The following is a 25,300-nucleotide window of genomic DNA, read 5'->3' on the forward strand; positions in this document are numbered from 1 at the left end:
GGGACAGTAAAAAAAGCTGATCCCCAGCAGAATATCTGCTAAGAATCAGCTTTTAATTAATAAAATGAATTATCAGGGAGGTGTTGGTACAGTTGCCGGCATCGAAATATTGAGACCGCCGCTCATGTATCCTTGAACAGTATTGTTAAGGCTGAGACCTGCCGCGGATGCTGAATATACCATAAGCAGGCGCGTTTGTGCTGTAACAGGAATAGATAGGCCTGTAATTATACCGGAAGAGACGGATCCTACGGATATTATTCCTGTAAGCGAGGGAGACAATGTCATTGCAGTTCCAGGTACAGGCACGAATGTATTGTTGGGCGTTGTACTCGCGTACAGTTGGGCTGTAATAGTTACCGTAGTTCCCACCAGAGAAAGTGCTTGTGTTGTACTGAAATATCCGCTTAGGGATGTAATGGTTCCGGCACTTGGTACAGAAAAGGCATAATTGAGATTTGTGCCGCTTGCTCCGGTTAAATCAATAGTTCCTGAGGTAACGGATACGCCGCTTACTGAGCTTCCGAAGCCAATCAGTGCGCCAGTGCCTGGCAAACCGCCTGCTATCGTAGTTACAGTAGCAGGGTTTCCTGAAGAAAACGGGATATAGGCATTTGCGCTAGCCCCTGGAGTACCAGTGGCGCCAGTCGCCCCGGTGGCTCCTGTAACACCGGTAGCACCGGTAGCACCAGTCGACCCGGTAGCGCCAGTTACGCCAGTGGCACCAGTAGCGCCGGTGACTCCATCTTCGCCAGTAGCACCAGTAGCACCAGTAGCACCAGTAGCACCAGTAGCACCAGTAGCACCAGTAGCGCCAGTGGTTCCTTCTTCGCCCGCAGGCCCCGTAACGCCAGTGGCTCCAGTAGCGCCCGTTGCCCCAGTAGCTCCATCTTCGCCCGCAGGTCCAGTAGCGCCAGTGGCTCCTGTAGCGCCCGTTGCGCCTGTGGCTCCATCTTCGCCCGCAGGCCCTGTAACGCCAGTGGCTCCAGTAGCGCCCGTTGCCCCCGTTGCCCCAGTAGCTCCCTCTTCGCCCGCAGGGCCGGTAGCGCCAGTGGCTCCAGTAGCGCCAGTTGCCCCCGTTGCCCCAGTAGCTCCATCTTCGCCCGCAGGGCCGGTAGCCCCAGTGGCTCCAGTAGCGCCAGTTGCCCCCGTTGCCCCAGTAGCTCCCTCTTCGCCCGCAGGGCCGGTAGCCCCAGTGGCGCCTTCTTCACCGGCTGGGCCGGTTGCCCCAGTAGCCCCAGTAGCGCCGACTTCGCCGGCGGGCCCCGTTGCCCCGGTAGGCCCCGTGGTTCCGGTTACGCCGGTCTCACCTGCCGGGCCCGTTGCACCTGTTGCGCCTATTTCACCGATAGGACCGGCAGACCCCGTCGCACCAGTCGCCCCGATTGCTCCTTGGTTTCCTGAGGAGCCAGCGCTGCCTGTTGCTCCGGTTGTACCCGTTGCGCCAGTCGCCCCTGTAGCGCCAGTCGCCCCCGTAGCACCCACCAGGCCTGCTGCACCAGTAGCTCCGGTTTCGCCTTTTGGCGCCGGCAGCGTAATTTCTGCCTTGGTAATGTCGGCGATTTCAATATAAGAAGCTGCTCCGTTACTGTAGATTGCCGTGATGGGCTGCCCGGCGGCTATATCAGAAGCGGAAGCTCCGCCAGTGCCGAAGATCAGTGTTGTGCTGTCAATCTTAAGGTTCACGACTTGACCAGCTTCTGTCAGTACACCAATCTGGCTGCCAGTCAGGCTGACGACAGTGCCGCGGGCAACAGTTCCGGATTGGGCCGGAGCATATCTTTCCGCCAGGCTGAAAATAGCTGCCGCCTGGGCACGGGTCACATCAGCGGTAGGTCTGAACGTTTTATCCTCGAAGCCTTGGACTACTTTTAACTGGGAAGCTGCATTGATATAGCCGGTAGCCCAAGCGGAAATTTGATTCTCGTCATTGAAGGGGAGTGGTTCGCTGGCCAGGGCAAGTGCTTCATTCTCCTTGTCGAGCAGACGGATCACAAGTTTAGTCAGCCACTCGCGGCTGGCATTCTGTGTTCCCCAGCCCGAAGCGGCTTCCTCTTCAGGTTTAATTAAACCTTCATTAATAGCGGTCTGCACCCAGGCACTTGCCCAATCACTGACTTCAAGCGAAGAACTGGCCGAAGTGCCGGAAGGCTCCTCTGTGCCCAGGAAACGGACAGCCATAATTGCAGCTTCCTGATGAGTCAGCGGCGCCTTTGGATTGAAGTTCCCGGTGGTATCTCCCTCCGCAAACCCCAAAGCGGCGATTTTCATTACATATTTGTACATCCACGAGCTGCTGCTTACATCATTGAAGGCTTTCTTTTCAGCTGCGGAGGCAATGCCTGTACCGCCGAATCCGGCACTGGGCAGCACGGCTGTTACCTGGCTAAGCACCATAACCGCCATTGAGGTTTTTACTAAAGCGGGTTTGATATCCTTTTTGGAGTTTTCGCTGCCGTGGGCGATTTCTGTATAGCGGGTTGTTGCTTTTTTCATCGAGTAGTTCCCCCTAAAGTATATGTTTGTCTTGCAACGCCCAGGCCGGTGAAGTAGGCTCTGTTCGCCAGCACTTTGCTGTCAAAAGGAATGTGTTCCGCAGCCATTTCGTTATGGGCACTGGCCCGTTCATATTGGCCGATGCGGTCATAACAGACACAGAGCTGCAGATGCGGCAGCCAGCTCCAGCAGGCATGCTGGAGAATGGCGTAATTGTCCAGCGGCTTGGTTAATTCGCTCGCCATTTTGTACCAGAAGATGGCTTTGCTGAAGTCGTTCTCCAGCATGTACAGGCTGCCAAGCCGGCAGCAATTCTCTGCGCGGGGCAGATCATAAGAGAAAGACTGGAGCGCTTTAGCTTTGGCCTGTTGTTCATTGCCAAGCTCCCGGTAGCAATCGGAGAGGTTTCCGCAGGCATTGATCCGGTCCTCGATCCAGCTGTCTACCTGCTGCAGGAACATTTCATAGAAAGAGATGGCTTTGTCCCATTGCTTATGTTCCCTCAGCTCATTGGCGAAGTAGAACAGATCCCGGGTGGAGAAAATCTCCCCGGCCGCATGACGGCTCTCGTAGATATTCAGGTTGCGGTCAGAATTCCCGTGGACTCTGCCATGGGTGATGGAAATATCCGAACGTCGCACCTTGCCGCTAACCTCCAGGTATTCATGGACGATACCGATCCAGCGGAAGCCGTTCTCCCGCTTGACCAGGCGGTTGCGTGTAAGGCTGGAGGTGACATTACCATGCTCGTCAAAGGCCAGATTGTAATTCATGGATACCGCGTCCGTATCCCATTCCAAGGCGCTCTTCAAGGTGCTGAACTTCTCGGCATCTGCAGGCAGCAGAATATCATCAGCATCCATCCAGAGCAGGTAATCCTGTGTCGCCAGGCTGAAGGCATAATTCCGCGCTTTGGCAAAATCGTTGACCCATGTGAAATCAGCTACCTTGTCCGTGTAGCGCAGAGCAATTTCCCTGGTGCGGTCTGTTGAACCAGTATCCACAATGATGATCTCATCCACCAGTCCTGAGACACTGTCCAGACAGCGTTCAAGAGTGGCTTCCTCGTTCTTGACAATCATGCAGAGACTCACGGTGACGCTGCGTTTCATTTCATATAGAGCACTTGTAATATCGAGGCCCCATTTCCTGCGGGCTTTTTCTTTATTGGCAATCAGCTGTGCGTTGTACCAACCGGGCGATTCCGGGAACAGCGGTGGAGGCTGGATATAGCGCACGAAGCAGTCCAGGGCGATCTGCAGACTGTATCCTGCCTGGAGCGCACGGTAGCATAGATCGTCATCCTCGTAGCATTCCAGTCCGAATTGTTCATCGAAGCCTCCGAGCTGACCGAAGGCATCACGGCGCATGAGCAGCAGATGGCTTAGCAGCCGGGTTGTGGTCTTGGCTTGTCCGGCTTTGGAGAGTGCGAACGATCTGGCGATATGATCCAGCTGCTCCATCTCTGTACAGATCACCGGAAGTCTTTGCGGGCCGCTAACATCATTGCTGACAGGGCCGATCATCGCTGCCTGCGGGTGCTGCCGGGCACAGCCGGTCAGGCTGGACAGCCATTCTTCAGACACAATCATATGGTCACGCATGAATACAAGGTATTCACCAGCCGCAAAGGATGCGCCCAGATTGTATCCTCCGGACACGCCGATACGTTCCTTGGACGAGAAGGAGCGCGCTTTTTTATGGAGAGTTAAATAGCTGCTGATCTCTTCACCGCCGCCATCGTTAATCACAATCAGCTCATAGGGGGCTTCCGTAAATAACTCAATACTGGCCAGGCATGATTTAAGTAATCGAAGATGTTGGGCCAATATGATAATGGATACTTGCATTCAATCCCTCCATTTGATTTGAAATGATATATATCACACTCTATCACAGTAAAGTGGACATATTCTGGACATTATCCGACAAAAGTCTTCATTATAATGTAGAGTCCAACAATAGTTGTGTAGCTTTATGCAAGATGAATTATTTCCCGAGCCCCGCAGTCTGCGGTCGTGCATAAGTCCCCGACTAAGGTCCAGTACATAAAACCGTCCACAGTCTGTTTTGAAAATCTGCGGTTTACCCTAGAATAAGGTTATAAGAAAGAGATCAGCGAAAGGCGGTGAGAAAAAATGCAAAGAAAAGGTAACGGACTTGCGATTGTGCTGATTGCAATTGGAGCGGTAATGCTGTTAGGGATTTTGCCTCATTTGATTCACGGCATCTTCGGCATCCTGTTCCCGGTATTGCTGGTGGTTCTCGGATACTACGGAATTAAGAGCGGACGCAAGATTATCGGCTGGGTGGTAATGTTCATCGGTATCATGTCCCTGCTCTCCAAGCTTTCCTGGATTATCGGACCGCTGCTCGGTGTGGCGCTGGTAGTGTGGGGCATCTCGGTACTCCGGGGTAAGCGGAGCAGAACATACTAAGAGGTAGAACAATTACTTAATTAGAAGCAGGGAGGGAACAGGAAATCATGAGTGTTTTTCGCAGAATGAGGGATATCACCGTAGCCAACTTGAATGAACGCCTGGAGCAGAGTCAGGATCCCGTGAAGCTGATTGATCAATTTCTACATTCAACCCGTGAGGAAATTGGGGAGGCTGAGCGGCTGTACCAGCAGTACGCTTCCCATACGAAGCAATTGCAGCAGCAGGTGAATCAGGCAACCGCCATGAGAAACAAACGTGAAGAGCAGGCACTCCTCGCGCTCAAGGCCGGCGAAGATCATCTCGCCAAACTGGCACTGCAGGAGAAAATTATCCACGAGGAAAAGCTGGAGCAATACAGCGGGCTGCTGGAAACCAGCCAGCAATCACTCTTTGAGCTTGAAAGCCAGTTGAATGAACTCAAAATTGAGTATCAGACAGTGTACAGCAAACGCCAGTTCTATGCAGCCCGGATGGAATCACTTCGGCTGCAGCAGCGCATGAATCAAAGAGCGAGTGCTTACGGCGGCGGTGATGTTCCCAAGATGTTCGGCCGTCTGGAGGACAAGATGACCGATTGGGAGCTGGAAGCCAAAAGCCTGAGCGATTTGCGGCGGATGGGACAGGAATACGCAGTGCAGGCCGGTGAGACGGTGGCGACCGTGCTCGAAAGAGAAATGGCCCGCCTGAAGGAGAAGCTGAACAATGATGGCAGAAAGGAGTAGTACTATGACCCGATTGTACCGTTCAACCAGAGACAGGGTAATGACAGGGCTGGCAGGCGGATTGTCCGAGACACTCGGCATCGACTCCACACTGTTCAGAATTCTGCTGGTGGTCAGCATTCCTTTTAGCGGAGGAGCCACTATCCTGGTGTACCTTATCGCAGCAATGGTAATTCCCAAGGAGCCTACCCAGTACAATCCCTTCGGACCTGGACCCGGTGCGCCGGGCGGCCCATATGGCGGTCCTTACTCAGGCAGACCTGAGCATGGCCGCGGACCGCAGGGACCTCAGGGACAACAAGGATATGGCCCTTACGGCGGACAGCCGGGCTATAATCCCGGCTATGACAAAGCAGGCGCTTACACGGCTCCCGATTCCGGTCTGGATGCCATGATGAAGGATATTGAGAAGAAGGCACTGCAAAAAGAAGTAGAAGAGCTCAAACAAAAACTGTCTAAATATGAGAAGGGAGAAGTGTAAATCATGGGAGTATTCAAACGGATTAAAGATATGACTAAAGCGTCGGTAAACGACATGTTGGATAAGGTAGAGGACCCAATCGTAATGCTGAATCAATATCTGCGCGATATGGAGGCTGAGATTCATGAGGCTGAAGTAACGGTAGCGAAGCAGATGGCCAACGAACGCCGTATGAAGCAGCGTGTGGATGAAGCTGCTAAGGTATCCGGACAGCGTGCAGCACAAGCGGAACTTGCGCTTAAGAACGGCCAGGAGGAAGTTACCCGCAAGCTGCTGGAAGAGAAGATTTATTTCGATCAGAAGCATGTTGAATACAGCGAGCTTCACGCCCAGGCTGAAGTTCAAGCCAAGGAACTGGTGCAGCAGCTTCATGATATGAAGGATGAGTTCTACAAGCTGCGCAACAAACGTAATGAACTGGTCTCCCGCGCTCAAATGGCCAAAGCCAAGAAGCAAATGTCCCAGATCAGCAGTGTACATTCCATTGAAAGCGGAAGTGCATCCCTTGGATTCCACCGCATGGAAGAAAAGATCATGCAGCTTGAAGCGGAAGCAGATGTTATGCGTGCTCCGTATAGCCCTTCGGCAACCGCATATGCTAAGCCGGTAGATCCTGAGAAGCAGCTCAAAGTGGAAGAACAGCTCGCAGCACTGAAGAGCAAGCTGAATTCTGCTCCGGCAGCTCCTTCACTTGATAAAAAAGAAGAATAATGCCTGTTCCTAAAGAATAGGCAGATATGATATGCTGAACAAGGTAAAGCCATACGGTATGGATTCTCCATACCGGTATGGCTTTTGTAGCGGGAAGCGGTTATAGCTGCAGATAAGCTGAGGCTTGCGAAGTCAGCTTGGCAAAACTTAGATTATGCTTACGAAGTCAGTTTTGCTTCAAATATAAGAATTTATATGCTGGCATGATAACTTATCCTTCAATTTCTCGCTGAAACGCACCGTCCCTTAAAAGACGGCGTAGCTGTTTCCGCTTGGCAAAACTTTAAGGAGGTGCGGAATGGATAAACGGAACCGTTTGATTGCCATCGGACTGATTGGTGTCGGCTGCTTGATGATTTTTGGCAAATGGATCGGCTTCTTCTCCATTGTCGCACTCCTGTTCCTGCTGCTGGGGATTTACCGGACAACGTCAGGCAAGGTGAAGCAGGGGTATAAGCTTCTGGGGATCGGCGCGGTGCTGCTGCTGCTGGACCATCTGCTGCTGGTGCTTGGAATCTGCCTGATTTCGCTGGGGATGTTCTTTGTCAAATCCAAAAGAATGCAGCGCAAGGCCGGGTTTATGCAGAAGCAAAGCTTCTCTTCCAGATTCGACTGGGATCTCTCGCCGTGGGTCATGCGCAGCCTCAGTGCCTGGCATGTGCTGGGTGAGGCGGATGTGGATCTTTCGCTGGCGATGGCGGAAGAACAAGAGACAATTATGCTGTTCCAGGGTATTTTTGGCGATGTGGATATTCTGATGTCCGAGGATTACGGGGTAGAGATCGAAGCCTTCGTGCTGTTCGGCTCTATTGAATCCGGCAGTCACCGGGACACAGGGATGCTGAACCGGCTGAACTGGAAGTCACCCAACTACGACAGCAGTGAGCATAAAGTGAAATTCAATATCTCATATCTGATGGGTGATCTCGACATACGGTTTCCCTGATGAATACAGCATATGAGCAGAGAGATGGAAGGGAGGGCTCCCGGGCATGGGCAAAAAAAGCAGTAACATGGTAACGCGCAGTATGGGCGAGGGGGCTCTGTTCTCTTTGATCATGCTGCTTGTTATTACATACATTATGTATACATATGGATTATTACAGCCGTTTGAGGACTGGAAGGTCGGCGTGAGAACGGCAATGACGCTGATTCTGCTGCCGATGGCCTTCGGCATCGGGTACGGGTTCTATCAGGGCTTCCGCAGCAAGCGCAAGCTGGAGCTGCTGCGGGCGACACTGGTAGCCTGGGAGAAGGGCAACCTCACCCCGGTAATGCCGGATCTGGGCCATGATGAGCTGGGCCGGCTCGGGGAACAGCTCGGACGGATCGGCGGCAAGTGGGAGAATCAGGTGACTACGCTGCAGCGGCTCTCCACCAATAATGCCAAGCTTGCCGAGCAAGCCCGGGTGACGGCGATTATCGAGGAACGCCAGCGGCTGGCACGCGAGCTGCATGATGCCGTATCCCAGCAGCTGTTCGCGATCTCGATGACGGCGACGGCTGTAGGCCGGACGCTGGAGAAGGATTTCGACAAGGCGCAGCGGCAAATTGCGCTGATTGAGGAGATGTCCGCCGTAGCCCAGTCGGAGATGCGGGCATTGCTGCTGCACCTGCGGCCGGTATATCTGGAAGGCAAGGGGCTGGAGCAGGGGCTGCAGGAGCTGATCAAGGAACTGAAGATCAAGGTTCCGATTGATATTGTGTTCGAGATGGATCAGGGCGTGCAGCTGCTCAAAGGCGTCGAGAATCATTTGTTCCGCATTGTGCAGGAGGCGATTTCGAACACGCTGCGCCATGCCAAAGCGGAGAAGATGGAGATCCGTCTGCACCGCCGCGGCGATACGGTCCGTCTGACGCTGCGTGATGACGGGATCGGCTTTGAGCTGGATGAGAGCAAGCAGACATCCTACGGACTTTCGAATATGCAGGAGCGGATAACGGAGATCGGGGGCTCGATCCAGTTCATCACCGCTCCCGGCAAAGGAATGCGGATTGATATTACCGTACCGGTAGTCAATGAATAGGGGGCAAGGGTAACCATGGAGATGGAGGAAGCGGAAGCGATCAAGGTCCTGCTGGTGGACGATCACGAAATGGTCCGGATCGGACTTGCTGCGGTGCTTGGCACCGAGGATGGGATTGAAGTTGTAGGTGAAGCCGGAAGCGGCGAAGAAGGAATCCGGCTGGCACAGGAATATAATCCGGATGTGGTGCTGATGGATCTGGTGATGGACGGTATGGACGGGATCGAAACAACAAGACAGCTGCTGAAGCTGTACCCGGACTGCAAAGTTATAGTGCTGACCAGTTATTTGGATGATGAGAAAATGTATCCGGTCATTGAAGCCGGCGCGTTCAGCTATCTGCTCAAAACCTCGCGGGCCAGTGAAGTCGCCGATGCAATCCGGGCTGCCGCAAGAGGGCAGTCCGTGCTGGAATCACAAGTGGCTTCCAAAATGATGAACCGGTTCCGCTCGAATGCCAGAGGTGAATCTCCGGCCTACAAGGAGCTTACCGAACGCGAGATGGAAGTACTGAAGCTGCTGGCCCAGGGCAAGTCCAATCAGGATATTGCCGATCAATTAATTATTGGAATCAAGACAGTGAAATTCCATGTCACGAATATTCTCGCCAAGCTGGGCGTCGAAGACCGGACCCAGGCGGCTATTTACGCATATAAGAATGGACTGGCGGAATAAAGCCTTAGACCATAGAAGCCATTACGCACTTTCAAGAGAAATCAGCCCTGGCCCGGGAGGGACGGGGAGTTATCTTGAAAGTGTTTTTGCGTGCGCGTAAGGCTCACGTCCTTGCAGTTTGTATACATAACCTAAGGATAAGAGCAGATAACTAACCCCAAACCCGAGATAGACACCGGTTAGTTCGAGCTTCCGGATACATATATAAATGATCACCAGGGATACTGCATACACCACCCCCGAGTACACAAGCACCCACTTCTCCAGGTCGATGGCCTGCAGGGTGGAGCGCATAATCATCTGCAGCCCGTTCATCAGATTCAGTGCCAGCGCCAGCGGAAGAACATGTTCCACTAGTGAGATGACAACGGCCTTATCTGTGATGATGGCGATAAGCGGATAGGAGAAGGAGATCATGATCAAGGTAAGCGGAATGCTGATCATTAACATAAGCTGGAGTGACAAATACGAATATTTGGTGTACCCTGCTTGCTGCTTGCCGTAGGCCTGGGCGGTAATTGTCATACAGCTGCCCGCGAAGCAGTACATGGGAATCATAATGATCTCAAGCAAAGTGGTCACAACGGTGTATGACGCGATGAATTCAGAATCCATTCTGGAGATGATCGCCATGATGCCCATTGCAAACAAAGTATATTCAATAAGGTCCTGAAGAGCCATGGGGAAATAGAGTTTCAGCAGCTGCTTGGCAATGGGCCGGTTGATCTGAAGAGAGAAGCTGAATAAGCTGCTTTTGCGGAAAAAATAGATGCAGACTATAATGCTCGCACCATAGCCCGCGACAGAGCCGACAGCGGCGCCGCTCATACCCAGCGCAGGAAATCCCCATTTGCCGAAGACGAGCACATAATCGAAGAATATATTCACGATGCCTGCTGCCGCGAAACTGAATGTTAACAGCTTGGCTTGGTTGATGTTCTTGAAATAGGCTGAGAAATTAAACAGAACCATATTCATGCCCATGGTCATTCCGCTGATATACAAATAATGAGTGGCAGGTGCGAAATTCAGATCATAGACCGTGCCCAATATCCATCTGCCAGTCCCTAACAGCAGCAGTTCGAACAAGATGCCGATCATGATGGACATTGTCATGCTTGTATTAAAAGCTTGGCCAAACTTAGGAATATCATTGTTGCCAAAGAATCTTCCGCCGATGATGTTGAAGGCTGCGCATAGAATGCCGATCGTTCCGGTGATCAGAAAAATAAAAGATGAGGCGATGCCCACTGCGGCAAATTCTTCAACGCCAAGCCTGCCGATAATCGCCTGGTCGCCGAGCTGAAAGAGAAGCTGGAGGATCTGGAGGAAAAGCATAGGGACAACCAGATCGTTGATAAGCCGGAAGTCAGCGCTGTTTCGGTGAAACCACTTTTTAAGCATGCTGATTGAGTACCTCTTCTATGTTTATAATATGAATCCTATTAATGGAAATATAAACTAATAAATACTTCTATAGAAATGATTAAAATCTCATTACATTCCGAGTGAACTATGCAGCTGCCGGATCGGGAGTCTCAGACAGTCTCTCTCAGCGGGGTATATCTTTCTCTGAAGCTGGATATCCTGTCTAGTAGATTACTAGAACGGATTGAGAGGGAGATGCAGAGTGGGGAACAGAGGACAGAGCAGAGTGATACTGGTGCTGGCGGGCTTGTGTGTGGCGGTTATGCTGCTTAGCGGCTTCCGCAGCGCGGGGACAGCCGGAGGAAATGCCTTACAGGAAGTATCTGCTGTGTCTGCGGTCACTGCTTCTACGGCCGGTGCGGGAGAGCTTCAGGATTCTCTGGCGCTGCTGACTACACTCGGCCGCGAGGTATCTGCTCCCGGGGCTCCGCTCCGGCTCGTATTGAAGTGGCAGGGAGAATATAGCGGAGAAGCTGCGGCAGACGCTACTGTACAGAACCTGTCTTCCCGGCTCGGACTCGGTGAAGTCAGCTCCTCTGATGAGGACGGGCATCTAACCTTACGTTCCTCCTCAGAACTCAGCGGAGGAGTGAAGGTCTCCCTGTTCTGGAGCGAGCTCGGCGGCGGACGGAGTTATTGCATCGTCACCTTCGAGACGGCGGATCTCCTGGACTCGCCCAAGCTCCCTTCCGCAGCAGGTGACGCCGGGCAGGCGATGCTTCAGGCGGGTATTGCGGCAGAGTGGAACGTCTCGCTGCAGGCTTCGTCGAAGGAGCAGAGCGGACCTCAGGCTGCGCTCCTGGCCACAGAGCAGAACCTTGCAGCGCAGCTCCCCGGCATTCATGCGGAAGAGAATTACGCAGATGAAACTACATCCAGCCGTTCGTATAGCGTGCCCGGCCTGCAGCGCACCGTCAGCAGCGGCGGACATGAGCTTGCGCTCCAGCTGGCGGTGCACAGGGACGGGAATGAGGACAGAAACCGTGTGACCCTCGGACTTCCGCTGATTACGATCGAATATTGAAGCCGGAGATTTCCGGGCTTACTCGGCAGCGGCTCCACGTTGCGGAGCTTTTGGCGTGGGGGTATAATATCGGTAGTATAAGCGGGAACATGTGAAAGCATAAGAAAGAGTAATGGAAAATTACGAAATCCCGAGAAAAACTGTCAGGAATGTGATAGCATCCTTAGTGCAATTATGATAAAATGACATCACGCCGTCATGCGTATTTTATATCATGACCGCCGCTGAGAATGAATGTCAACTATATTACATACAGAGAGATGAGGAGCCATGGCTGAAAATCAAACCCTTGATGCACTGCATACACCCGGTGCTGTATTCTTTATCTTCGGGGCAACCGGAGATCTAGCCCGGCGTAAGCTTTTCCCGGCGATTTACAGTTTGTACCGTGAAGGCAAGCTGACACATGATTTTGCGGTAATTGGCGTGGCTCGGCGTCCCCGTACCCAGGATGAATTCCGGGAAGATGTGAAGGAATCCATCCGCGAGTTCTGCCGCTACCAGGCAGGAGATGCTGCGGAATGGAACGAGTTCGTGCAGCATTTCGAATACAAGTCTCTGGACATCAACAATATTGACGGTTTCCGTGAGCTGAATGCCCAGACGGAAGCGCTCGAAGAGAAGTTCCATATTCCGGGCAACCGCCTGTTCTATCTGGCGCTTGCACCTGAACTGTTCGGCAGTGTCTCCTTCAACCTGAAGGCTGGCGGCATGCTGCAGACCCGGGGCTGGAACCGTCTGGTGATCGAGAAGCCATTCGGCTACAATCTGGAATCCGCTGAACAGCTGAACGAGCAAATCCGCCAGGTGTTCAAGGAAGAAGAGATTTACCGGATTGACCATTACCTCGGTAAGGAAATGGTGCAGAATATTGAAGTGATCCGGTTCGCCAATGCTTTCTTCGAGCCGCTGTGGAACAACAAGCATATCGCCAACATTCAGATCACACTCGGGGAAACCGTGGGTGTGGAAGAGCGCGGCGGGTATTACGATCATGCCGGAGCACTGCGCGATATGGGACAGAACCATATTCTGCAGCTGCTGACAATGATCGCTATGGAACCGCCAAGCCGTCTGCTGGCTGAAGATATCCGTGATGAGAAAGTGAAGGTGCTCCGTTCGCTTCGTCCTTACGCTACGGCGGAAGAGGTTCGCGAGAACGTAGTGCGCGGTCAATACACGCAAGGGCTCTACAAGGGCAAGACCCTTCCGGCTTACCGCCAGGAAGATAAGGTGGACCCGGAATCGAATACGGAGACGTACTTCGCAGCCCGTGTATTTGTAGACAACTTCCGCTGGGCAGGGGTTCCCTTCTATATCCGTACCGGCAAACGTCTGCCTGTGAAGACTACGGAAGTGGTTGTAGAGTTCAAAGGAATGCCGACCAATGTTTATCTGGGCCAGAAGCATAATCTGGAGCCGAACCTGCTCGTAATCCGTGTGAATCCGATGGAAGGCATCTACGTGAAGATCAATGCCAAGAAGCCTGGCTCGGAATCGGAAATTCAGCCGCTGGCGATGGATTTCTGCCAGAGCTGCATGATCGGCATCAACTCGCCGGAAGCTTATGAGCGTCTGCTGCATGATGCTGCGCGCGGGGATTCCACTTACTTCACCCGCTGGGATGAAGTGTCCTCGGCCTGGTCCTTCGTGGACCGTATCGCCAAGGCATGGAAGGAAGAGAGCAACGATCTCGCTTCCTATCCTGCCGGCTCCTGGGGGCCGGTCGAAGCCGATCAGCTGCTGGCTGGCGAAGGCTTCCACTGGTGGCCGGTCAACGGCCAGGATGAAGACAATGTGGTATGGCAGGTTAACCGCTAAGCCCTGAATAAGAGAACTGTTGGAGATCCCTCTGCATACGCTGCAGGGGGATCTTTTTGCGGAATAACGGATTTCCTGCGGACCTGCCAGCCGAATTTGCGCTAAAGTCGGAGTTTCTGTACATAATATTGCAAGATATTTGACTTGCGGAGCTTTTTTGTAGATAATGTTTGCCGGATTTTGCTATACTAAAAAGGATGCTTTCAAAATAAAGAATATCTAGGCAAGGCGCCATAAAATATCCTATAAACCGTACTTCAACGATGTAACGATGAATTCTACGTGAAAGGATCTGGACGAATGAGTAGTGCACCGATTTGATGAAATCCGGTAATTGAAGCAGAAGCATGGATGAATTTATATATGAAGGGATATGTGTAATGAATAAGGCACCGGACCACAAGCTTCAGAGTGAAGTAGACAAACGCAGAACCTTTGCGATTATTTCCCACCCCGATGCGGGTAAAACAACGCTGACCGAGAAACTGCTCCTCTTCGGGGGCGCTATCCGTCTGGCAGGTACAGTTAAAGCCCGTAAGGCAAGCAAGCACGCCACAAGTGACTGGATGGAAATTGAGAAGCAGCGCGGAATTTCGGTCACTTCTTCCGTCATGCAGTTTGATTACCTGGATCACCGGGTGAACATTCTGGATACCCCGGGTCACCAGGACTTCAGTGAAGACACTTACCGTACGCTTACTGCGGCTGACAGTGCGGTCATGCTGATCGACGTTGCCAAGGGCGTTGAAACACAGACGATCAAGCTGTTCCAGGTCTGTGCCAAGCGGGGCATTCCGATCTTCACCTTCATCAACAAGCTGGACCGTGAAGGCCGCAATCCCTTTGAGCTGATGGAAGAGCTGGAGAATGTACTGGGTATCCGCTCTGTACCAATGAACTGGCCGATCGGCATGGGCCGTGAGCTGTGCGGCGTATACGACCGGATGAAGAATCAGGTTGAGCTGTTCCAGGGCGACGATCATTCCGTGATCAGAGTACAAAAAGTGGAAAGTTACCGCGACCCGATCATCCGCGAGATGGCCGGAGAATACCTGCATGACCAATTATGTGCGGATCTGGAGCTGCTGGATGTAGCGGGCGATCCGTTTGACTATGAGAAAGTACTCCGCGGAGAGATTACTCCGGTATTCTTCGGCAGTGCGATCAACAACTTCGGCGTGCAGACCTTCCTTGATAACTTCCTGGATCTTGCACCGAAGCCTGAACCACGCCGCAGTACAGCTGGATCTGTTGAACCGACAAATGAGAAATTCACCGGCTATGTGTTCAAAATCCAGGCTAACATGAACCCGGCTCACCGTGACCGCATTGCCTTCCTGCGCATTGTGTCCGGCAAGTTCGAGCGCGGCATGAGCGTGAAGCATGTGCGTGCCGGCAAAGACATCAAGCTGTCCCAGCCGCAGCAGTTCCTGGCCCAGGACCGCGATATTGTAGAAGAGGCGTATCCGGGTGATATTATCGGTCTGTTCGACCCGGGTATCTTCCGGATTGGCGATACGCTGAGTCAGGCAGGGGATATCGAATTCGATGAGCTGCCGACCTTCTCGCCGGAGATTTTCTCCAAAGTGAGCATTAAGAATGCGCTGAAATCGAAGCAGTTCCAGAAGGGCATTGACCAGTTAACTGAAGAGGGCATGATCCAGGTGTTCCGCACCGTTAACTTCGATGATATCCTGCTGGGCGTCGTCGGACAGCTGCAGTTCGAGGTGTTCGAGTACCGCATGAAGGGCGAGTACGGCGTAGATGTCCAACTGCAGCGGATGAGCTACCAGTTCGCACGCTGGATTGTGGATGACACCAAGCCGGATGCAAGCAAATTCCGGATCAACTCCACACTGGTTACTGATAAGAAGGGGAATTATGTAGTGCTGTTCGAGAACGAATACGCCATGCGGACCGCCATGGAGAAGAATCCGACGGCTAAATTCCTGGAAACCGCGCCTTGAGATGTACTGTTGAAGTAGGATAAGCTGACTGCTTGTTCCATTGTTTGTTATAAAAAACCTCCGCGATCCACTGTGCAGCTGCACATGTGGAGGCGGAGGTTTTTGGCGGAATGAACCTCTTTAGGACGTGATGGACCCTGGCGTGAGCTTCTCCAGATGTCTGTGCAGCATGGAGAGCACCCGGTCCTGCTTGGCGGGATCAAGGTCCTTCCAGATCATTTCGAAGACAACGCCGAGTCCGGGAAGCGCGGCTTCCGGCCCGTCCACGGAGTTCTCGATCACTTCCCGCAGACCTTCCTCGGTCTGTCCGTGAATCTTGTGTACAATAGCCTGGCGCAAATCAATGGTGACTGGCATAATCGACCTCCTTAAGTTTTGTTGGCATAGGCTTCCTGGCTCAGCTTCGCAAAACTGGCTTCGGGAGCATGCGCTTAGGTTTTGTTAGCATAGGCTTTTAATAAGGTGCCCTGCGGCAGCGCTGAAAATTCAAGTTTATAACGGCTTATGCTATACTGTTTGAGATGCAAAATGCGGGCGGGAGGGACAACAATTATGGCAAAAAAACAATATGCCGTCATCGGAATGGGACGTTTCGGCTCAAGTGTAGCCAAGGCGCTCAGCGGTATGGGCTTTGATGTACTGGCCATTGATGCGGATGAGCAGCGCACCCAGGAAATATCGAATATTGTTACTCATGCCGTATCCGCGGATTCGACCGATGAAGAGGCACTGCGTGCACTCGGTATCCGTAACTTCGATGTGGTGGTTGTCGCGATTGGCGAGGATATTCAGGCCAGTATTCTAACCACGCTGATCCTGAAGGATCTTGGCGTACCTGCAATTCTGGTTAAGGCCAAAAGCGAGTTGCACGGCAAGGTGTTGAGTAAAATCGGTGCAGATAAGGTAATCTACCCTGAACGGGATATGGGCATGCGGGTGGCGCATCATCTGGCCTCGCCGAACATCCTTGATTATATAGAGCTGTCGCCGGACTACAGCATTCTGGATATGAAAGTCTCCGGGCCGATGCTCGGCAAGAATTTGCAGGAGCTTAACATTCGTGCCAAATATGGCTGTAACGTGATGGCTATCCGCCGGGGTGAGGAAATGAATATTTCCCCCAGAGCGGAAGATCGTCTGAGCGAGGGCGATGTACTTGTCATCGTCGGCCGGAAGGACAACCTGACGAAGCTGGAAATGGCTTATCAATAGGGCTGTATGGATGAAGTGATTACAGGTACAGGCCAGGTTCAAGTACAGATATTAGTACAGGTAGGTAGGGTTAGTTGTATTTTGTGCAGTTATTTTAAATGAATTAATCCGTTATTTGCAAATAGATGTATCTGGTACAACTAAATTTACACAAATGGCGGAATTTTACTCCAACCGCTACTTTTAGTTGTACAGACTGCAGTTAAAAGGGGATTTGCTGCGGAAAGGCAGTTTTTAGTTGCACTAACTACAGTTAAGCCGCCCGGTTGGTGTAGCATACTTAAAATCAGGAATCTGCAAGCAACAGAAAGGTAGGACCTCATGGAAATTATGTCGCCGCAGAATACGCGGGTGAAGGAATGGGCTGGACTGCAGGAGAAGAAGCACCGCGACAAGTCCGGTAAATATATCGTAGAAGGCATCCATCTGGTGCAGGAGGCGTTGCAGGCGGAAGCAGATGTGGAATGCCTGGCCTTTGATCTGGATAAGGGCATGCCGTCCGAGCTGAAGCCTCTGCTTCAGGCCGTGCAGGGCATGGAGGTAATTGGCGTGTCAGCAGCGGTTATTGCGAAGTGCAGCAGCACGAATACACCGCAGCCGGTGTTTGCCGTTGTACGTAAGGAGCAGCAGGGCGTGGAGGCCATCCTGGCGAAGCCGGATAGTCTGGTTGTTGTGCTGGACGGGGTCCAAGACCCTGGCAACGTGGGCACAATCATCCGCAGTGCCGATGCGGCAGGTGCGGACGGGGTGATCCTCGGCCAAGGCTGCGCCGATCTTTTCAATCCGAAGACCATCCGTTCCACGATGGGCTCGATGTTCCATCTCCCGGTAGTGGAGGGAGATCTCGGCACGATTCTGCCGCAGGCGCGGGAACGCGGCGCGCTGCTGGTCAGCACTTCGCTGACGGGTGAGGATTCCTGCTACACCCATGATTTCCATGGCAGCCAGTGGCTGCTGATCGGCAGCGAAGGCAAAGGCATCTCGCCGGAGACGGCAGCCCTTGTCGACAAGAGCATCATCATCCCGATGGCCGGCCGCGCCGAATCGCTGAACGCGGCGATGGCAGCGACGATTTTGTTGTTTGAGGGGATGCGGCAGCGGGGGAACCACGGAAAGTAGATTGAAAAATATGAGTTAGACATTGGAACGGACCTATACATGTAGTCCTGATGCTCAAGAAACCCTTGAGTCATCAGGATTTTTTTTGGTTTTTTGCAGTCGAAATATAGGGAGATATTCCCCACTTGGTGTTATATCTAATTGCATTTTTGAGTAAAAATGGTATAAATAATAAATATAGGGATCTCTAAAATGGATACTAGAGGTGAAATTGTATGTATAACATAGTGCTTTATGATGAAAATGATAGTTTCCTGGAGAAACTGCAACAGACTCTAATCGGAATTTTGGGCAAGATGAAGTGCGAATACAGTATTGAGAAATGGAGTGATCCACAAACTATACTGGGTAATATTGAGGTACGGAATAAGAGTTGTAATATTATCTTTCTGGGAATAGACAGTGATTCCGGGCAAGTCTTTCGCACAGCCGAAATACTCAATGCCAGAGATCATGATTATATTCTGATTCTGGTCTCAACCAGCTGCGACCAAGCCGTTGAAGGATATAAATATGGGGCTTACAGGTGGATTGTTAAAAATAATCTGCGAAGTGGGGTGGCCGAGGCCATTCACAGCTTAGATATCCTGATTGGAGGAAGCCGGAATGAGGGGGAGCCTCTGATCAGGTTCAAGTACCTTAATAATGAAGACTATGATTATATCAGCGTGCGTGAACGGGATATCATTCAGCTGTACAAAAAAAACAGGAGGGTAATTATGACCACTCCGCACGGAAATTATGAGCTGCTGCAGTATACCTTGAATTATTATAAGAAGTTGATCAACAACCCGAATTTCATTATCGCTTCACGGTCACACTTGATTAATCTTGTTCATATTGAGGAACTGCGTGGGGATTTCTTTCAATTATCCGATGGGCAAACGATATGTATAGGGTCGGAAGGCCGTGTGAAGCAGCAGGTGAAGAAGGAGTATCTGAATTATGTAGATAGCTGCAAAAAATACAATTTCGCACAAAAATGTTTTATTTAAGAAGTAATATGCGCTAATAATAGAAAAACAGAGTGTTACGCAAATGAATAGATGGTTTTAGCTTAATATTGTGAAATAATTCACCAAAAACCCATGATTATGAAGGAGGCATTTATCTCACTATGGGCTATGAAACAAAGAACGCAATTGCTTTCTTGGAAAACTTACATACGGCTTATTGGTCCCGTTTAGGAACCGTCTTTGAAACAGAAGACAATCAGTATTTCTATGATACGGGGACAGGTAAAGTATTTGCCTGTGATCCCGCGGAATATGCGGTGCTTGCATGTTTGCTCAATACCTCAGACCCTGCTGAAATAACCGGACTGGAGCTGGAGGAGAGAGCGTTGACGAAGGCACTGGATACTATATTGTTGCTGGTGGAGCAAGAAAAAATCCTGCAGGCGCCTGAATTCAAAAGTTTTGTCATACCGGAGAAAGCTGAGCTGCCGGGGATCATACAGGGCGGCATTGAACAAATCATTATAGAACTGACTGAGAAATGCAATCTGAGATGCAAATATTGTCTTTATCAGGAAGATAACGTGGACACCCGCAATTTCTCCAAGCAGGACATGGATTGGGAGGTTGCCCGGAAAGCGCTCGATTATATCTCGCATAACGTGGGCAAAGAGCTGGCGCTTACATTTTACGGAGGGGAGCCGCTGGTTAACTTTAAGCTGATGAAGCAATGCATCGAATATAGCAAATCCGTTATGCCTGGTGTGAACATCCCTGTCTCTTTCACTACCAACTTAACACTGGTCACTGATGAAATTGCTGCTTATCTGGCAACGCTGGATCAATGTTCGGTCTTGTGCAGCCTGGATGGACCGGAGCATGTTCATGATTACTTCCGCGTAACGGTGGGGGGAAAGGGTTCGTTTCATCAGGCTCTACGGGGGCTTAAACGGTTAGTTAAGGCATTCGAGGGGAAGGCGCGGCATAAGCTGGGGATTAATGCGGTTCTCTGTCCGCCCTACAGTAAGCCACGGTTTGATGAGGTGAATGACTTCTTCAAGACGCTGGAGTGGCTGCCCAAGGACACTAAAATTGATTGTTCATATGTCGATACGGGAACGCTTGACTGGTCCAAGCTGGGACATGTGAAGACAACTCTAGGGGATGGGGAGTTCTATAGTGATGATGAACGAACCGATCCATTAGGCAAATGGGCTGAATATACGCTGGATTCTGATCAGGATGAAAGAGGCCTGGCCAAAGAGCTAAGCCAGAATAAATTGCTGAGAATTCACAACAGAGTGATTACCGATGAACCCTTATTGGGAATCCGCATGAATGGATGCTGTATTCCCGGCCGGAGAAGGCTCTATGTAACCACTGACGGTAAATTTAAGGTGTGCGAAAAAATGGCTAATTCACCCTATATAGGGGATGTGGAGGCAGGAATTGATATCGATGCCTTAAATAAATATTACTTCGAAGAATACACAGAAAAATCTATTAAGCATTGCTCCAATTGCTGGGCAGCCCGCCTGTGCAGTATCTGTTATGCGCCTTGTTATCAGGAAAACGGCTTGGATGAGGAGAAGAAACAATCTCAATGTTACGGCGAAAGGGCCTCCATGAAAATGTCGCTGAAACGGTATCATCAATTAATCGAGAAGAGTCCTGAGAAACTGGAGTATTTCAATGAGCTAACCGTATCGTAATTGTGGTAAACATGGTAGCAATAACGCTCTTCATGTGACGACAGGCAGGGTGTTATTCCTATAAATTTCAATGACCTGAGGAGTTGTGATCAAGATGAAACTGATTAATCCGGTAGGCAGAACAACCAAAATGGATTCACAAGCATTCTATGGCATGGACCCTATGTCAGGCTGTATTTGTTCTGGGTTTGCAGTAGTTTCGTTCTTTGCAGCAAAATTTGATGGCGGAAATTGTAACTGTCAATGTTCTGGAGGAAGCGAAAATAGTTCAGCTAACAGTGCAGTAGCGCGTCAGGCCTAATTTATTCCACAGCATCATATGAAACAGAGCCACTATTCCTGAGATGAGGTAGGGGCTCTGTTTAATAATTTTTACCATAGGAGATTAAGTATGAGTGTAGTATCTGCCAAGTTTAAGATTTGCCGGGATTACTGCAGGCTGCTGGGGAAGGTTACTGTGCTCCTATGGGGCAGCTCTTCTACTACCCTGATCTGCTTATTTATATTTAATCTGGTTGCGGGACTGGCTGTTCCTGTCACTACGGTAATCTGGAAGTATTTCCTGGACAGTGTTGTTGTGGCGTTGCAGAGCGGTAACATATCCACTCCGGTATTATGGATCGTGATCCATATGTTATATACACAATTCAACCATGTGATTTACAATATATGCAAATACTTCGAATCTAACCAAGCGGATTATATGAATAAACACATTACTGAATTAACTTTAGATAAAGTAGCGGAAATGGAAATGGCTGATTTTGATGATGCGGAGATATTCGACCATATCCAGAAAGTGAATAACGAATCATCGCAGCATTCGATGAATATTCTTAGAACCTTGATTACCTTTTTGCAGAACGTATCATCTATGGCAGGAGCTGTAGTGATTTTTTTGAATTTCGGGCCTATTGTTCTTGTGGTAAGTTTCTTTGCCTGTCTTCCCTCTCTGTTATTAAACATCAAGATGTCTGCCAAATTTTACGCTATTTATACGAAACGGTTCGAGCGCTTAAGATTGCTGGGCAATCTTAAATCCATACTTACCACCTATGAGAATATTAAAGAAATTAAAGTGAACCGGCTGAACCCGTACTTTAAAAAAGTGATTCTGTCTGATTTCGACAACTATCTGCAAGAAGATAAAAAAATAAGAAGAAATTTCTCCATTCAAAGCAGTATTACTAATCTGCTGGAGAATGTAATCTCCTACAGCTTCCAAATATATATTCTGATCACGGTGATCTCCAGGAAATTAACGATCGGGGATTTATCTTTATTTGTGAATACACTTTCCAATTTTCAGAATTCACTGGAAAGCATTCTCCGTTCTTTCTCTTCCCTGTATGAAGATGGGCTGTATATCCAGAATTTGTTCTCTTTATTAGAGAAGAAACGCCCGGAATCCTCTGATACAGAACAATATCCCTTCCCGGTTAATTTTGAGACCATACAATTCGATCACGTCTACTTCAAGTATCCGGGCAGCGAAGAGTTTGTGCTGAAGGATGTGAACCTGACCCTTGCTGTGCGTAAAAGCTATTCTATTGTAGGTTTAAATGGTTCCGGGAAAACGACGTTGATCAAGTTGATTCTCGGATTATATCAGCCTACCAAGGGAGAAATCAGATTGGGGGGGATTCCGTTACAACAGATTTCAAGTGAGAATTACCGTAAGCATATAGGTGCCATCTTTCAAGATTTCATCAAATATCCCTTCACTATTGAGAAAAATATTGCTGTTGGTGAAATTGACGACGCGGATAACTTCGCGCGGGTACAGGAAGCCGCGCGGCAGGCTGGAGCGGACCGGTTCATAGAACAGCTTCCCGAGCAATATAACACAAGACTCAATAAAGAATGGTCCAATGCTACCCAATTGTCGCTCGGGGAATGGCAAAAAATTGCCATCAGCCGCGCCTTCATGGCAGATTCCAGTATTCTTATCCTGGATGAGCCGACAGCTTCACTGGATGCAAGCGCTGAGTATGAGCTATTCACGAAATTCAAAGCCCTGATGGCGGGCAAAACAACAATTCTAATCACACACAGGTTCTCCACCATCCGACTGGTGGATGAAATATTTGTGCTTAAGGATGGAGGAATTATTGAGAGCGGGGACCATGAGAGCCTGCTGAGGTATGACGGCGAATATGCGCGTCTATATAAATTTCAGGCTGAAATGTACAATGAAGGGTTGTTTGTCCATGAAGGATCGTATTAACACAGGTACGCTGAGCAATGGGCTGGTTTACGGTGTACGGGAGACGGATTTGGATGCTGAAGAGGTTCAGTTGTGTCTGGTGCTGAAGACAGGATCACTGCAGCAGCGGGAAGATGAGAACGGAATAGCTCATATCGTTGAACACATGAATATGAACTTTGATAAATATAGTTATTATAAGCAGTGTCTGGAGTATACGAGTTATGGATTGACTGATTTTGACCGGACAGTGTATGTATTTAGCTGCCGCAATCATGAAGACAGTATCCGGCAATGTTTATTCATTCTGCGGCAGATTGCTGAAGGGATCTATATCCGAAGCGAGTTTCTGGAAGCGATCAAACAAGATATAGCGGCTGAAATTCATTCCCGGAGCCAAGCCGGCAAAAGTGAGACCGAACAGACTATTTTCGAACACGCCTTCTATCAGTCAAGGATACCTGCAGGCGATGCAGAAAGCGTCCGGCATACAAGCCACACACAGGTTACCGCGTTTCACAAACGATGGTACAAACCGGACAGAATGGCGGTCTTCGTCGTTGGGGCGGTGAATCACACGGAGATACAGCGAGAGATCATAGCCATATTCTCTGAGTTATTCTGTGCGGACAAAAGCCATAAGGATTCAAGAGATACTGGCATGCCGGCAGAATATCCTTCCCCCCAGAGTCAACGGTTAACCAAACAATTATTTACTGTGGGGGATATGAACCTGCTTGAGATTTACATGAAGCACACGGACCAGGTGGAGGTTACCCTGAAGAGTGATCTGCTGCGGAATATTCTTGTTGAACAACTGGATACCGTCTGTAGCGAAGCTTTGAGGTCTGTCGGTTGTCCGGTGGATTTTTTCGCAGCAATGTTCATCAATTTCATTAATTTACAGCAGTTCTGCAAATTTAGGGTTGTTTACCGGGGAGTACAGTCTCCGCACCAAATTATCGAAGTTATTAACACGGCGATTTGCAGTTTGGTCAATGATCCCAATATTGGGTGTATGGTTGAAAAAAACAAGAAAAAGTATGCGGATTATTACAGCTCATGTGAATTTCACAGCAGTTTGGATGTGCACGGGTTATTGGAGGAATGTGTGGAACACTTCATTCTTGGCTCCCCTTTGCTCTCCTACGAGCTTGATATGCAGCAGATTACGGATACGCTTAACAGTATCGGGTATGCAGAGGTCAGGCAGGCCGCAGAATTATTGTTAAATATCCAAGCAACCGCTCTAGTTGGAAGGGAAGAGGATATGCGATGAGAGCTACACGGAAAAGCGGCTGGGTACTGCAGCTTGTAATGGTTCTATTATTTGGGGCTTATGCGCTGTCAGTTATACAAATTATTCTATTCAAGACGATTCCGGTAACCGCTATGTTTGACATGGATAATAATCTGAGAAGCATCAATATCATTCCCTTCCACACGATTTCCGGGTTTATCCATAATGGAACAACAGGCGGGATGAGGGCGGCTGCGAATATACTGGGGAACATCGTTATTTTTATTCCGCTGGGATTATTGGTTTCTTATCAGGGCAGCAGCAAATCGTTTGGTGCTAAAGCAATTATTCTGCTGAGCGTTCCTCTGGCCTTAGAAATTATTCAATATGTCCTGGCTCTGGGCAGCAGCGATATTGATGATATAATATTGAATTTTGCAGGCGGGCTGATGGGATCAGCTATCTACAAGGGGATCAGCCTGGTGTTACATTCGCGGCAACGCATATTAGGGGCGATTGTCGTCTTCTATCTGATCTCAGGTATCAGCGGGATCGTGGCGGTCGGGCTGGTCCAACCTGAACTACTGCCATTTCTGGATACAGGAGTAGAGTATGTAACCGAGGATAAACCTGAATTGGATGGGATAGATGTATATACCAAAGGGGATTTACGCGGCAGTCTGGCAGCGGTGGAGGAGCATTATGTTGAACTATCGACGGAATCTGAAACAGTTATGGCCAGTGACCAGGAGAACAGTGGATTACCCCAGTACATAACCGAGAATCACAGGATTTCAATCGATGCAGCGACGCGGATATTTTTTGAGTATGTTCGTGTGGAGAAGGATGGTCTGTTGAAGTTTAAGATTATCAGCAGGTATGAGGAGAAAAAGCCCGGAGAACTCAGCGCTATCATGGAATTACCGGACGGGGAGGCGGGCAGCATGCACGCCGCGAGAGTCTGGTATGCTGATAGTCAGGAGTCAACCGCCAAGGTGCTGCTGGTCACTCTTAAGGAGTAAACAGGCTGATGCTATGGATTAGCGCTCTCTGGAGTAATCA

General features: G+C 50.1%; 22 protein-coding genes. 18 read left to right on the forward strand and 4 right to left on the reverse strand.

All coding sequences use genetic code 11. The features are described from left to right. Positions 1–72: 72 nt before the first annotated feature. On the reverse strand, positions 73–2,496 hold the full coding sequence (locus tag NYE33_RS09130; RefSeq protein WP_341065523.1) for an exosporium glycoprotein BclB-related protein: 2,424 nt from the start codon (positions 2,494–2,496) through the stop codon (positions 73–75). After that, positions 2,493–4,346 (reverse strand): glycosyltransferase, encoded by a 1,854-nt coding sequence (locus NYE33_RS09135; protein WP_341065525.1) that lies wholly within the window; start codon positions 4,344–4,346, stop codon positions 2,493–2,495. The genes NYE33_RS09130 and NYE33_RS09135 overlap by 4 nt, the downstream gene beginning before the upstream one ends. Positions 4,347–4,634: 288 nt before the next feature. Here NYE33_RS09135 and NYE33_RS09140 point away from each other — a divergent pair, with 288 nt between their 5' ends. From NYE33_RS09140 to NYE33_RS09170, 7 genes are all read left to right on the forward strand, one after another. Next, the gene (locus tag NYE33_RS09140; RefSeq protein WP_039307338.1) at positions 4,635–4,934 is read left to right on the forward strand and encodes a LiaF transmembrane domain-containing protein; all 300 of its coding nucleotides are present in this window, start codon (positions 4,635–4,637) and stop codon (positions 4,932–4,934) included. 47 nt (positions 4,935–4,981) lie between these two features. Then, entirely contained in the window at positions 4,982–5,659 is a 678-nt protein-coding gene (locus tag NYE33_RS09145) for a PspA/IM30 family protein (protein ID WP_042239590.1), read from the forward strand. Positions 5,660–5,663: 4 nt separating this feature from the next. Beyond that, positions 5,664–6,140, forward strand: a complete 477-nt coding sequence (locus NYE33_RS09150) for a PspC domain-containing protein (protein WP_042139929.1) — start codon at positions 5,664–5,666, stop codon at positions 6,138–6,140. A gap of 3 nt (positions 6,141–6,143) precedes the next feature. After that, the gene (locus tag NYE33_RS09155; RefSeq protein WP_039307345.1) at positions 6,144–6,851 is read left to right on the forward strand and encodes a PspA/IM30 family protein; all 708 of its coding nucleotides are present in this window, start codon (positions 6,144–6,146) and stop codon (positions 6,849–6,851) included. Positions 6,852–7,149: 298 nt separating this feature from the next. Beyond that, positions 7,150–7,797, forward strand: coding sequence for a cell wall-active antibiotics response protein LiaF (gene liaF, locus NYE33_RS09160; RefSeq protein WP_039307347.1), 648 nt, complete (start codon positions 7,150–7,152; stop codon positions 7,795–7,797). Positions 7,798–7,843: 46 nt separating this feature from the next. Beyond that, positions 7,844–8,878 (forward strand): sensor histidine kinase, encoded by a 1,035-nt coding sequence (locus tag NYE33_RS09165; protein ID WP_076247715.1) that lies wholly within the window; start codon positions 7,844–7,846, stop codon positions 8,876–8,878. Between the two features lie 21 nt (positions 8,879–8,899). Then, a complete protein-coding gene (locus NYE33_RS09170; protein ID WP_039307403.1) occupies positions 8,900–9,553 on the forward strand; it encodes a response regulator in 654 nt (217 codons plus the stop codon). 69 nt (positions 9,554–9,622) lie between these two features. On the opposite strand, the gene NYE33_RS09175 is transcribed toward NYE33_RS09170, so the two are convergent. Further along, positions 9,623–10,957, reverse strand: a complete 1,335-nt coding sequence (locus NYE33_RS09175; protein ID WP_341065526.1) for an MATE family efflux transporter — start codon at positions 10,955–10,957, stop codon at positions 9,623–9,625. 226 nt (positions 10,958–11,183) lie between these two features. Here NYE33_RS09175 and NYE33_RS09180 point away from each other — a divergent pair, with 226 nt between their 5' ends. From NYE33_RS09180 to NYE33_RS09190, 3 genes are all read left to right on the forward strand, one after another. Then, positions 11,184–12,005, forward strand: a complete 822-nt coding sequence (locus tag NYE33_RS09180; RefSeq protein WP_341065527.1) for a YwmB family TATA-box binding protein — start codon at positions 11,184–11,186, stop codon at positions 12,003–12,005. Positions 12,006–12,275: 270 nt separating this feature from the next. Next, a complete protein-coding gene (gene zwf / locus NYE33_RS09185) occupies positions 12,276–13,826 on the forward strand; it encodes a glucose-6-phosphate dehydrogenase (protein WP_039307355.1) in 1,551 nt (516 codons plus the stop codon). 380 nt (positions 13,827–14,206) lie between these two features. Further along, the gene (locus tag NYE33_RS09190; protein ID WP_042139924.1) at positions 14,207–15,793 is read left to right on the forward strand and encodes a peptide chain release factor 3; all 1,587 of its coding nucleotides are present in this window, start codon (positions 14,207–14,209) and stop codon (positions 15,791–15,793) included. Between the two features lie 120 nt (positions 15,794–15,913). Here the strand turns inward: NYE33_RS09190 and NYE33_RS09195 are convergent, their stop codons facing one another. Next, the gene (locus NYE33_RS09195; protein ID WP_042139923.1) at positions 15,914–16,150 is read right to left on the reverse strand and encodes a small acid-soluble spore protein SspI; all 237 of its coding nucleotides are present in this window, start codon (positions 16,148–16,150) and stop codon (positions 15,914–15,916) included. Between the two features lie 171 nt (positions 16,151–16,321). Between NYE33_RS09195 and NYE33_RS09200 the strand changes: the two genes are divergently transcribed. From NYE33_RS09200 to NYE33_RS09235, 8 genes are all read left to right on the forward strand, one after another. Next, complete coding sequence (locus NYE33_RS09200; protein ID WP_144026190.1) at positions 16,322–17,005, forward strand: potassium channel family protein; 684 nt, start codon at positions 16,322–16,324, stop codon at positions 17,003–17,005. Positions 17,006–17,326: 321 nt separating this feature from the next. Beyond that, a complete protein-coding gene (locus tag NYE33_RS09205) occupies positions 17,327–18,124 on the forward strand; it encodes a TrmH family RNA methyltransferase (protein ID WP_076247709.1) in 798 nt (265 codons plus the stop codon). A gap of 296 nt (positions 18,125–18,420) precedes the next feature. Further along, entirely contained in the window at positions 18,421–19,119 is a 699-nt protein-coding gene (locus tag NYE33_RS09210; protein ID WP_256704018.1) for a LytTR family transcriptional regulator DNA-binding domain-containing protein, read from the forward strand. Positions 19,120–19,241: 122 nt separating this feature from the next. Then, the gene (locus NYE33_RS09215; RefSeq protein WP_042139917.1) at positions 19,242–20,792 is read left to right on the forward strand and encodes a radical SAM protein; all 1,551 of its coding nucleotides are present in this window, start codon (positions 19,242–19,244) and stop codon (positions 20,790–20,792) included. A gap of 94 nt (positions 20,793–20,886) precedes the next feature. After that, positions 20,887–21,093 (forward strand): hypothetical protein, encoded by a 207-nt coding sequence (locus NYE33_RS09220; protein WP_144026189.1) that lies wholly within the window; start codon positions 20,887–20,889, stop codon positions 21,091–21,093. Positions 21,094–21,183: 90 nt separating this feature from the next. After that, complete coding sequence (locus tag NYE33_RS09225; protein ID WP_052422103.1) at positions 21,184–23,019, forward strand: ABC transporter ATP-binding protein; 1,836 nt, start codon at positions 21,184–21,186, stop codon at positions 23,017–23,019. Continuing rightward, the gene (locus tag NYE33_RS09230) at positions 23,003–24,277 is read left to right on the forward strand and encodes an insulinase family protein (RefSeq protein ID WP_042139916.1); all 1,275 of its coding nucleotides are present in this window, start codon (positions 23,003–23,005) and stop codon (positions 24,275–24,277) included. Before NYE33_RS09225 ends, NYE33_RS09230 begins: the two co-directional genes overlap by 17 nt. After that, entirely contained in the window at positions 24,274–25,260 is a 987-nt protein-coding gene (locus tag NYE33_RS09235; RefSeq protein ID WP_336101581.1) for a VanZ family protein, read from the forward strand. The genes NYE33_RS09230 and NYE33_RS09235 overlap by 4 nt, the downstream gene beginning before the upstream one ends. Positions 25,261–25,300: the final 40 nt, after the last annotated feature.

It is taken from the genome of Paenibacillus sp. FSL R10-2199 (assembly GCF_038000235.1).
Lineage (GTDB): Bacteria > Bacillota > Bacilli > Paenibacillales > Paenibacillaceae > Paenibacillus_AQ > Paenibacillus_AQ phytohabitans.

Coding starts and splice junctions, on each gene's coding strand:
- NYE33_RS09235 (WP_336101581.1), top strand. CDS start 24,274: ATGAGAGCTACACGGAAAAGCGGCTGGGTACTGCAGCTTGTAATGGTT.
- NYE33_RS09175 (WP_341065526.1), bottom strand. CDS start 10,957: ATGCTTAAAAAGTGGTTTCACCGAAACAGCGCTGACTTCCGGCTTATC.
- liaF (WP_039307347.1), top strand. CDS start 7,150: ATGGATAAACGGAACCGTTTGATTGCCATCGGACTGATTGGTGTCGGC.
- NYE33_RS09140 (WP_039307338.1), top strand. CDS start 4,635: ATGCAAAGAAAAGGTAACGGACTTGCGATTGTGCTGATTGCAATTGGA.
- NYE33_RS09220 (WP_144026189.1), top strand. CDS start 20,887: ATGAAACTGATTAATCCGGTAGGCAGAACAACCAAAATGGATTCACAA.
- NYE33_RS09210 (WP_256704018.1), top strand. CDS start 18,421: ATGAAGTGCGAATACAGTATTGAGAAATGGAGTGATCCACAAACTATA.
- NYE33_RS09205 (WP_076247709.1), top strand. CDS start 17,327: ATGGAAATTATGTCGCCGCAGAATACGCGGGTGAAGGAATGGGCTGGA.
- NYE33_RS09225 (WP_052422103.1), top strand. CDS start 21,184: ATGAGTGTAGTATCTGCCAAGTTTAAGATTTGCCGGGATTACTGCAGG.
- NYE33_RS09200 (WP_144026190.1), top strand. CDS start 16,322: ATGCGGGCGGGAGGGACAACAATTATGGCAAAAAAACAATATGCCGTC.
- NYE33_RS09145 (WP_042239590.1), top strand. CDS start 4,982: ATGAGTGTTTTTCGCAGAATGAGGGATATCACCGTAGCCAACTTGAAT.
- NYE33_RS09165 (WP_076247715.1), top strand. CDS start 7,844: ATGGGCAAAAAAAGCAGTAACATGGTAACGCGCAGTATGGGCGAGGGG.
- NYE33_RS09155 (WP_039307345.1), top strand. CDS start 6,144: ATGGGAGTATTCAAACGGATTAAAGATATGACTAAAGCGTCGGTAAAC.
- NYE33_RS09150 (WP_042139929.1), top strand. CDS start 5,664: ATGACCCGATTGTACCGTTCAACCAGAGACAGGGTAATGACAGGGCTG.
- NYE33_RS09230 (WP_042139916.1), top strand. CDS start 23,003: ATGAAGGATCGTATTAACACAGGTACGCTGAGCAATGGGCTGGTTTAC.
- NYE33_RS09130 (WP_341065523.1), bottom strand. CDS start 2,496: ATGAAAAAAGCAACAACCCGCTATACAGAAATCGCCCACGGCAGCGAA.
- NYE33_RS09170 (WP_039307403.1), top strand. CDS start 8,900: ATGGAGGAAGCGGAAGCGATCAAGGTCCTGCTGGTGGACGATCACGAA.
- NYE33_RS09215 (WP_042139917.1), top strand. CDS start 19,242: ATGGGCTATGAAACAAAGAACGCAATTGCTTTCTTGGAAAACTTACAT.
- NYE33_RS09135 (WP_341065525.1), bottom strand. CDS start 4,346: ATGCAAGTATCCATTATCATATTGGCCCAACATCTTCGATTACTTAAA.
- NYE33_RS09195 (WP_042139923.1), bottom strand. CDS start 16,150: ATGCCAGTCACCATTGATTTGCGCCAGGCTATTGTACACAAGATTCAC.
- zwf (WP_039307355.1), top strand. CDS start 12,276: ATGGCTGAAAATCAAACCCTTGATGCACTGCATACACCCGGTGCTGTA.
- NYE33_RS09190 (WP_042139924.1), top strand. CDS start 14,207: ATGAATAAGGCACCGGACCACAAGCTTCAGAGTGAAGTAGACAAACGC.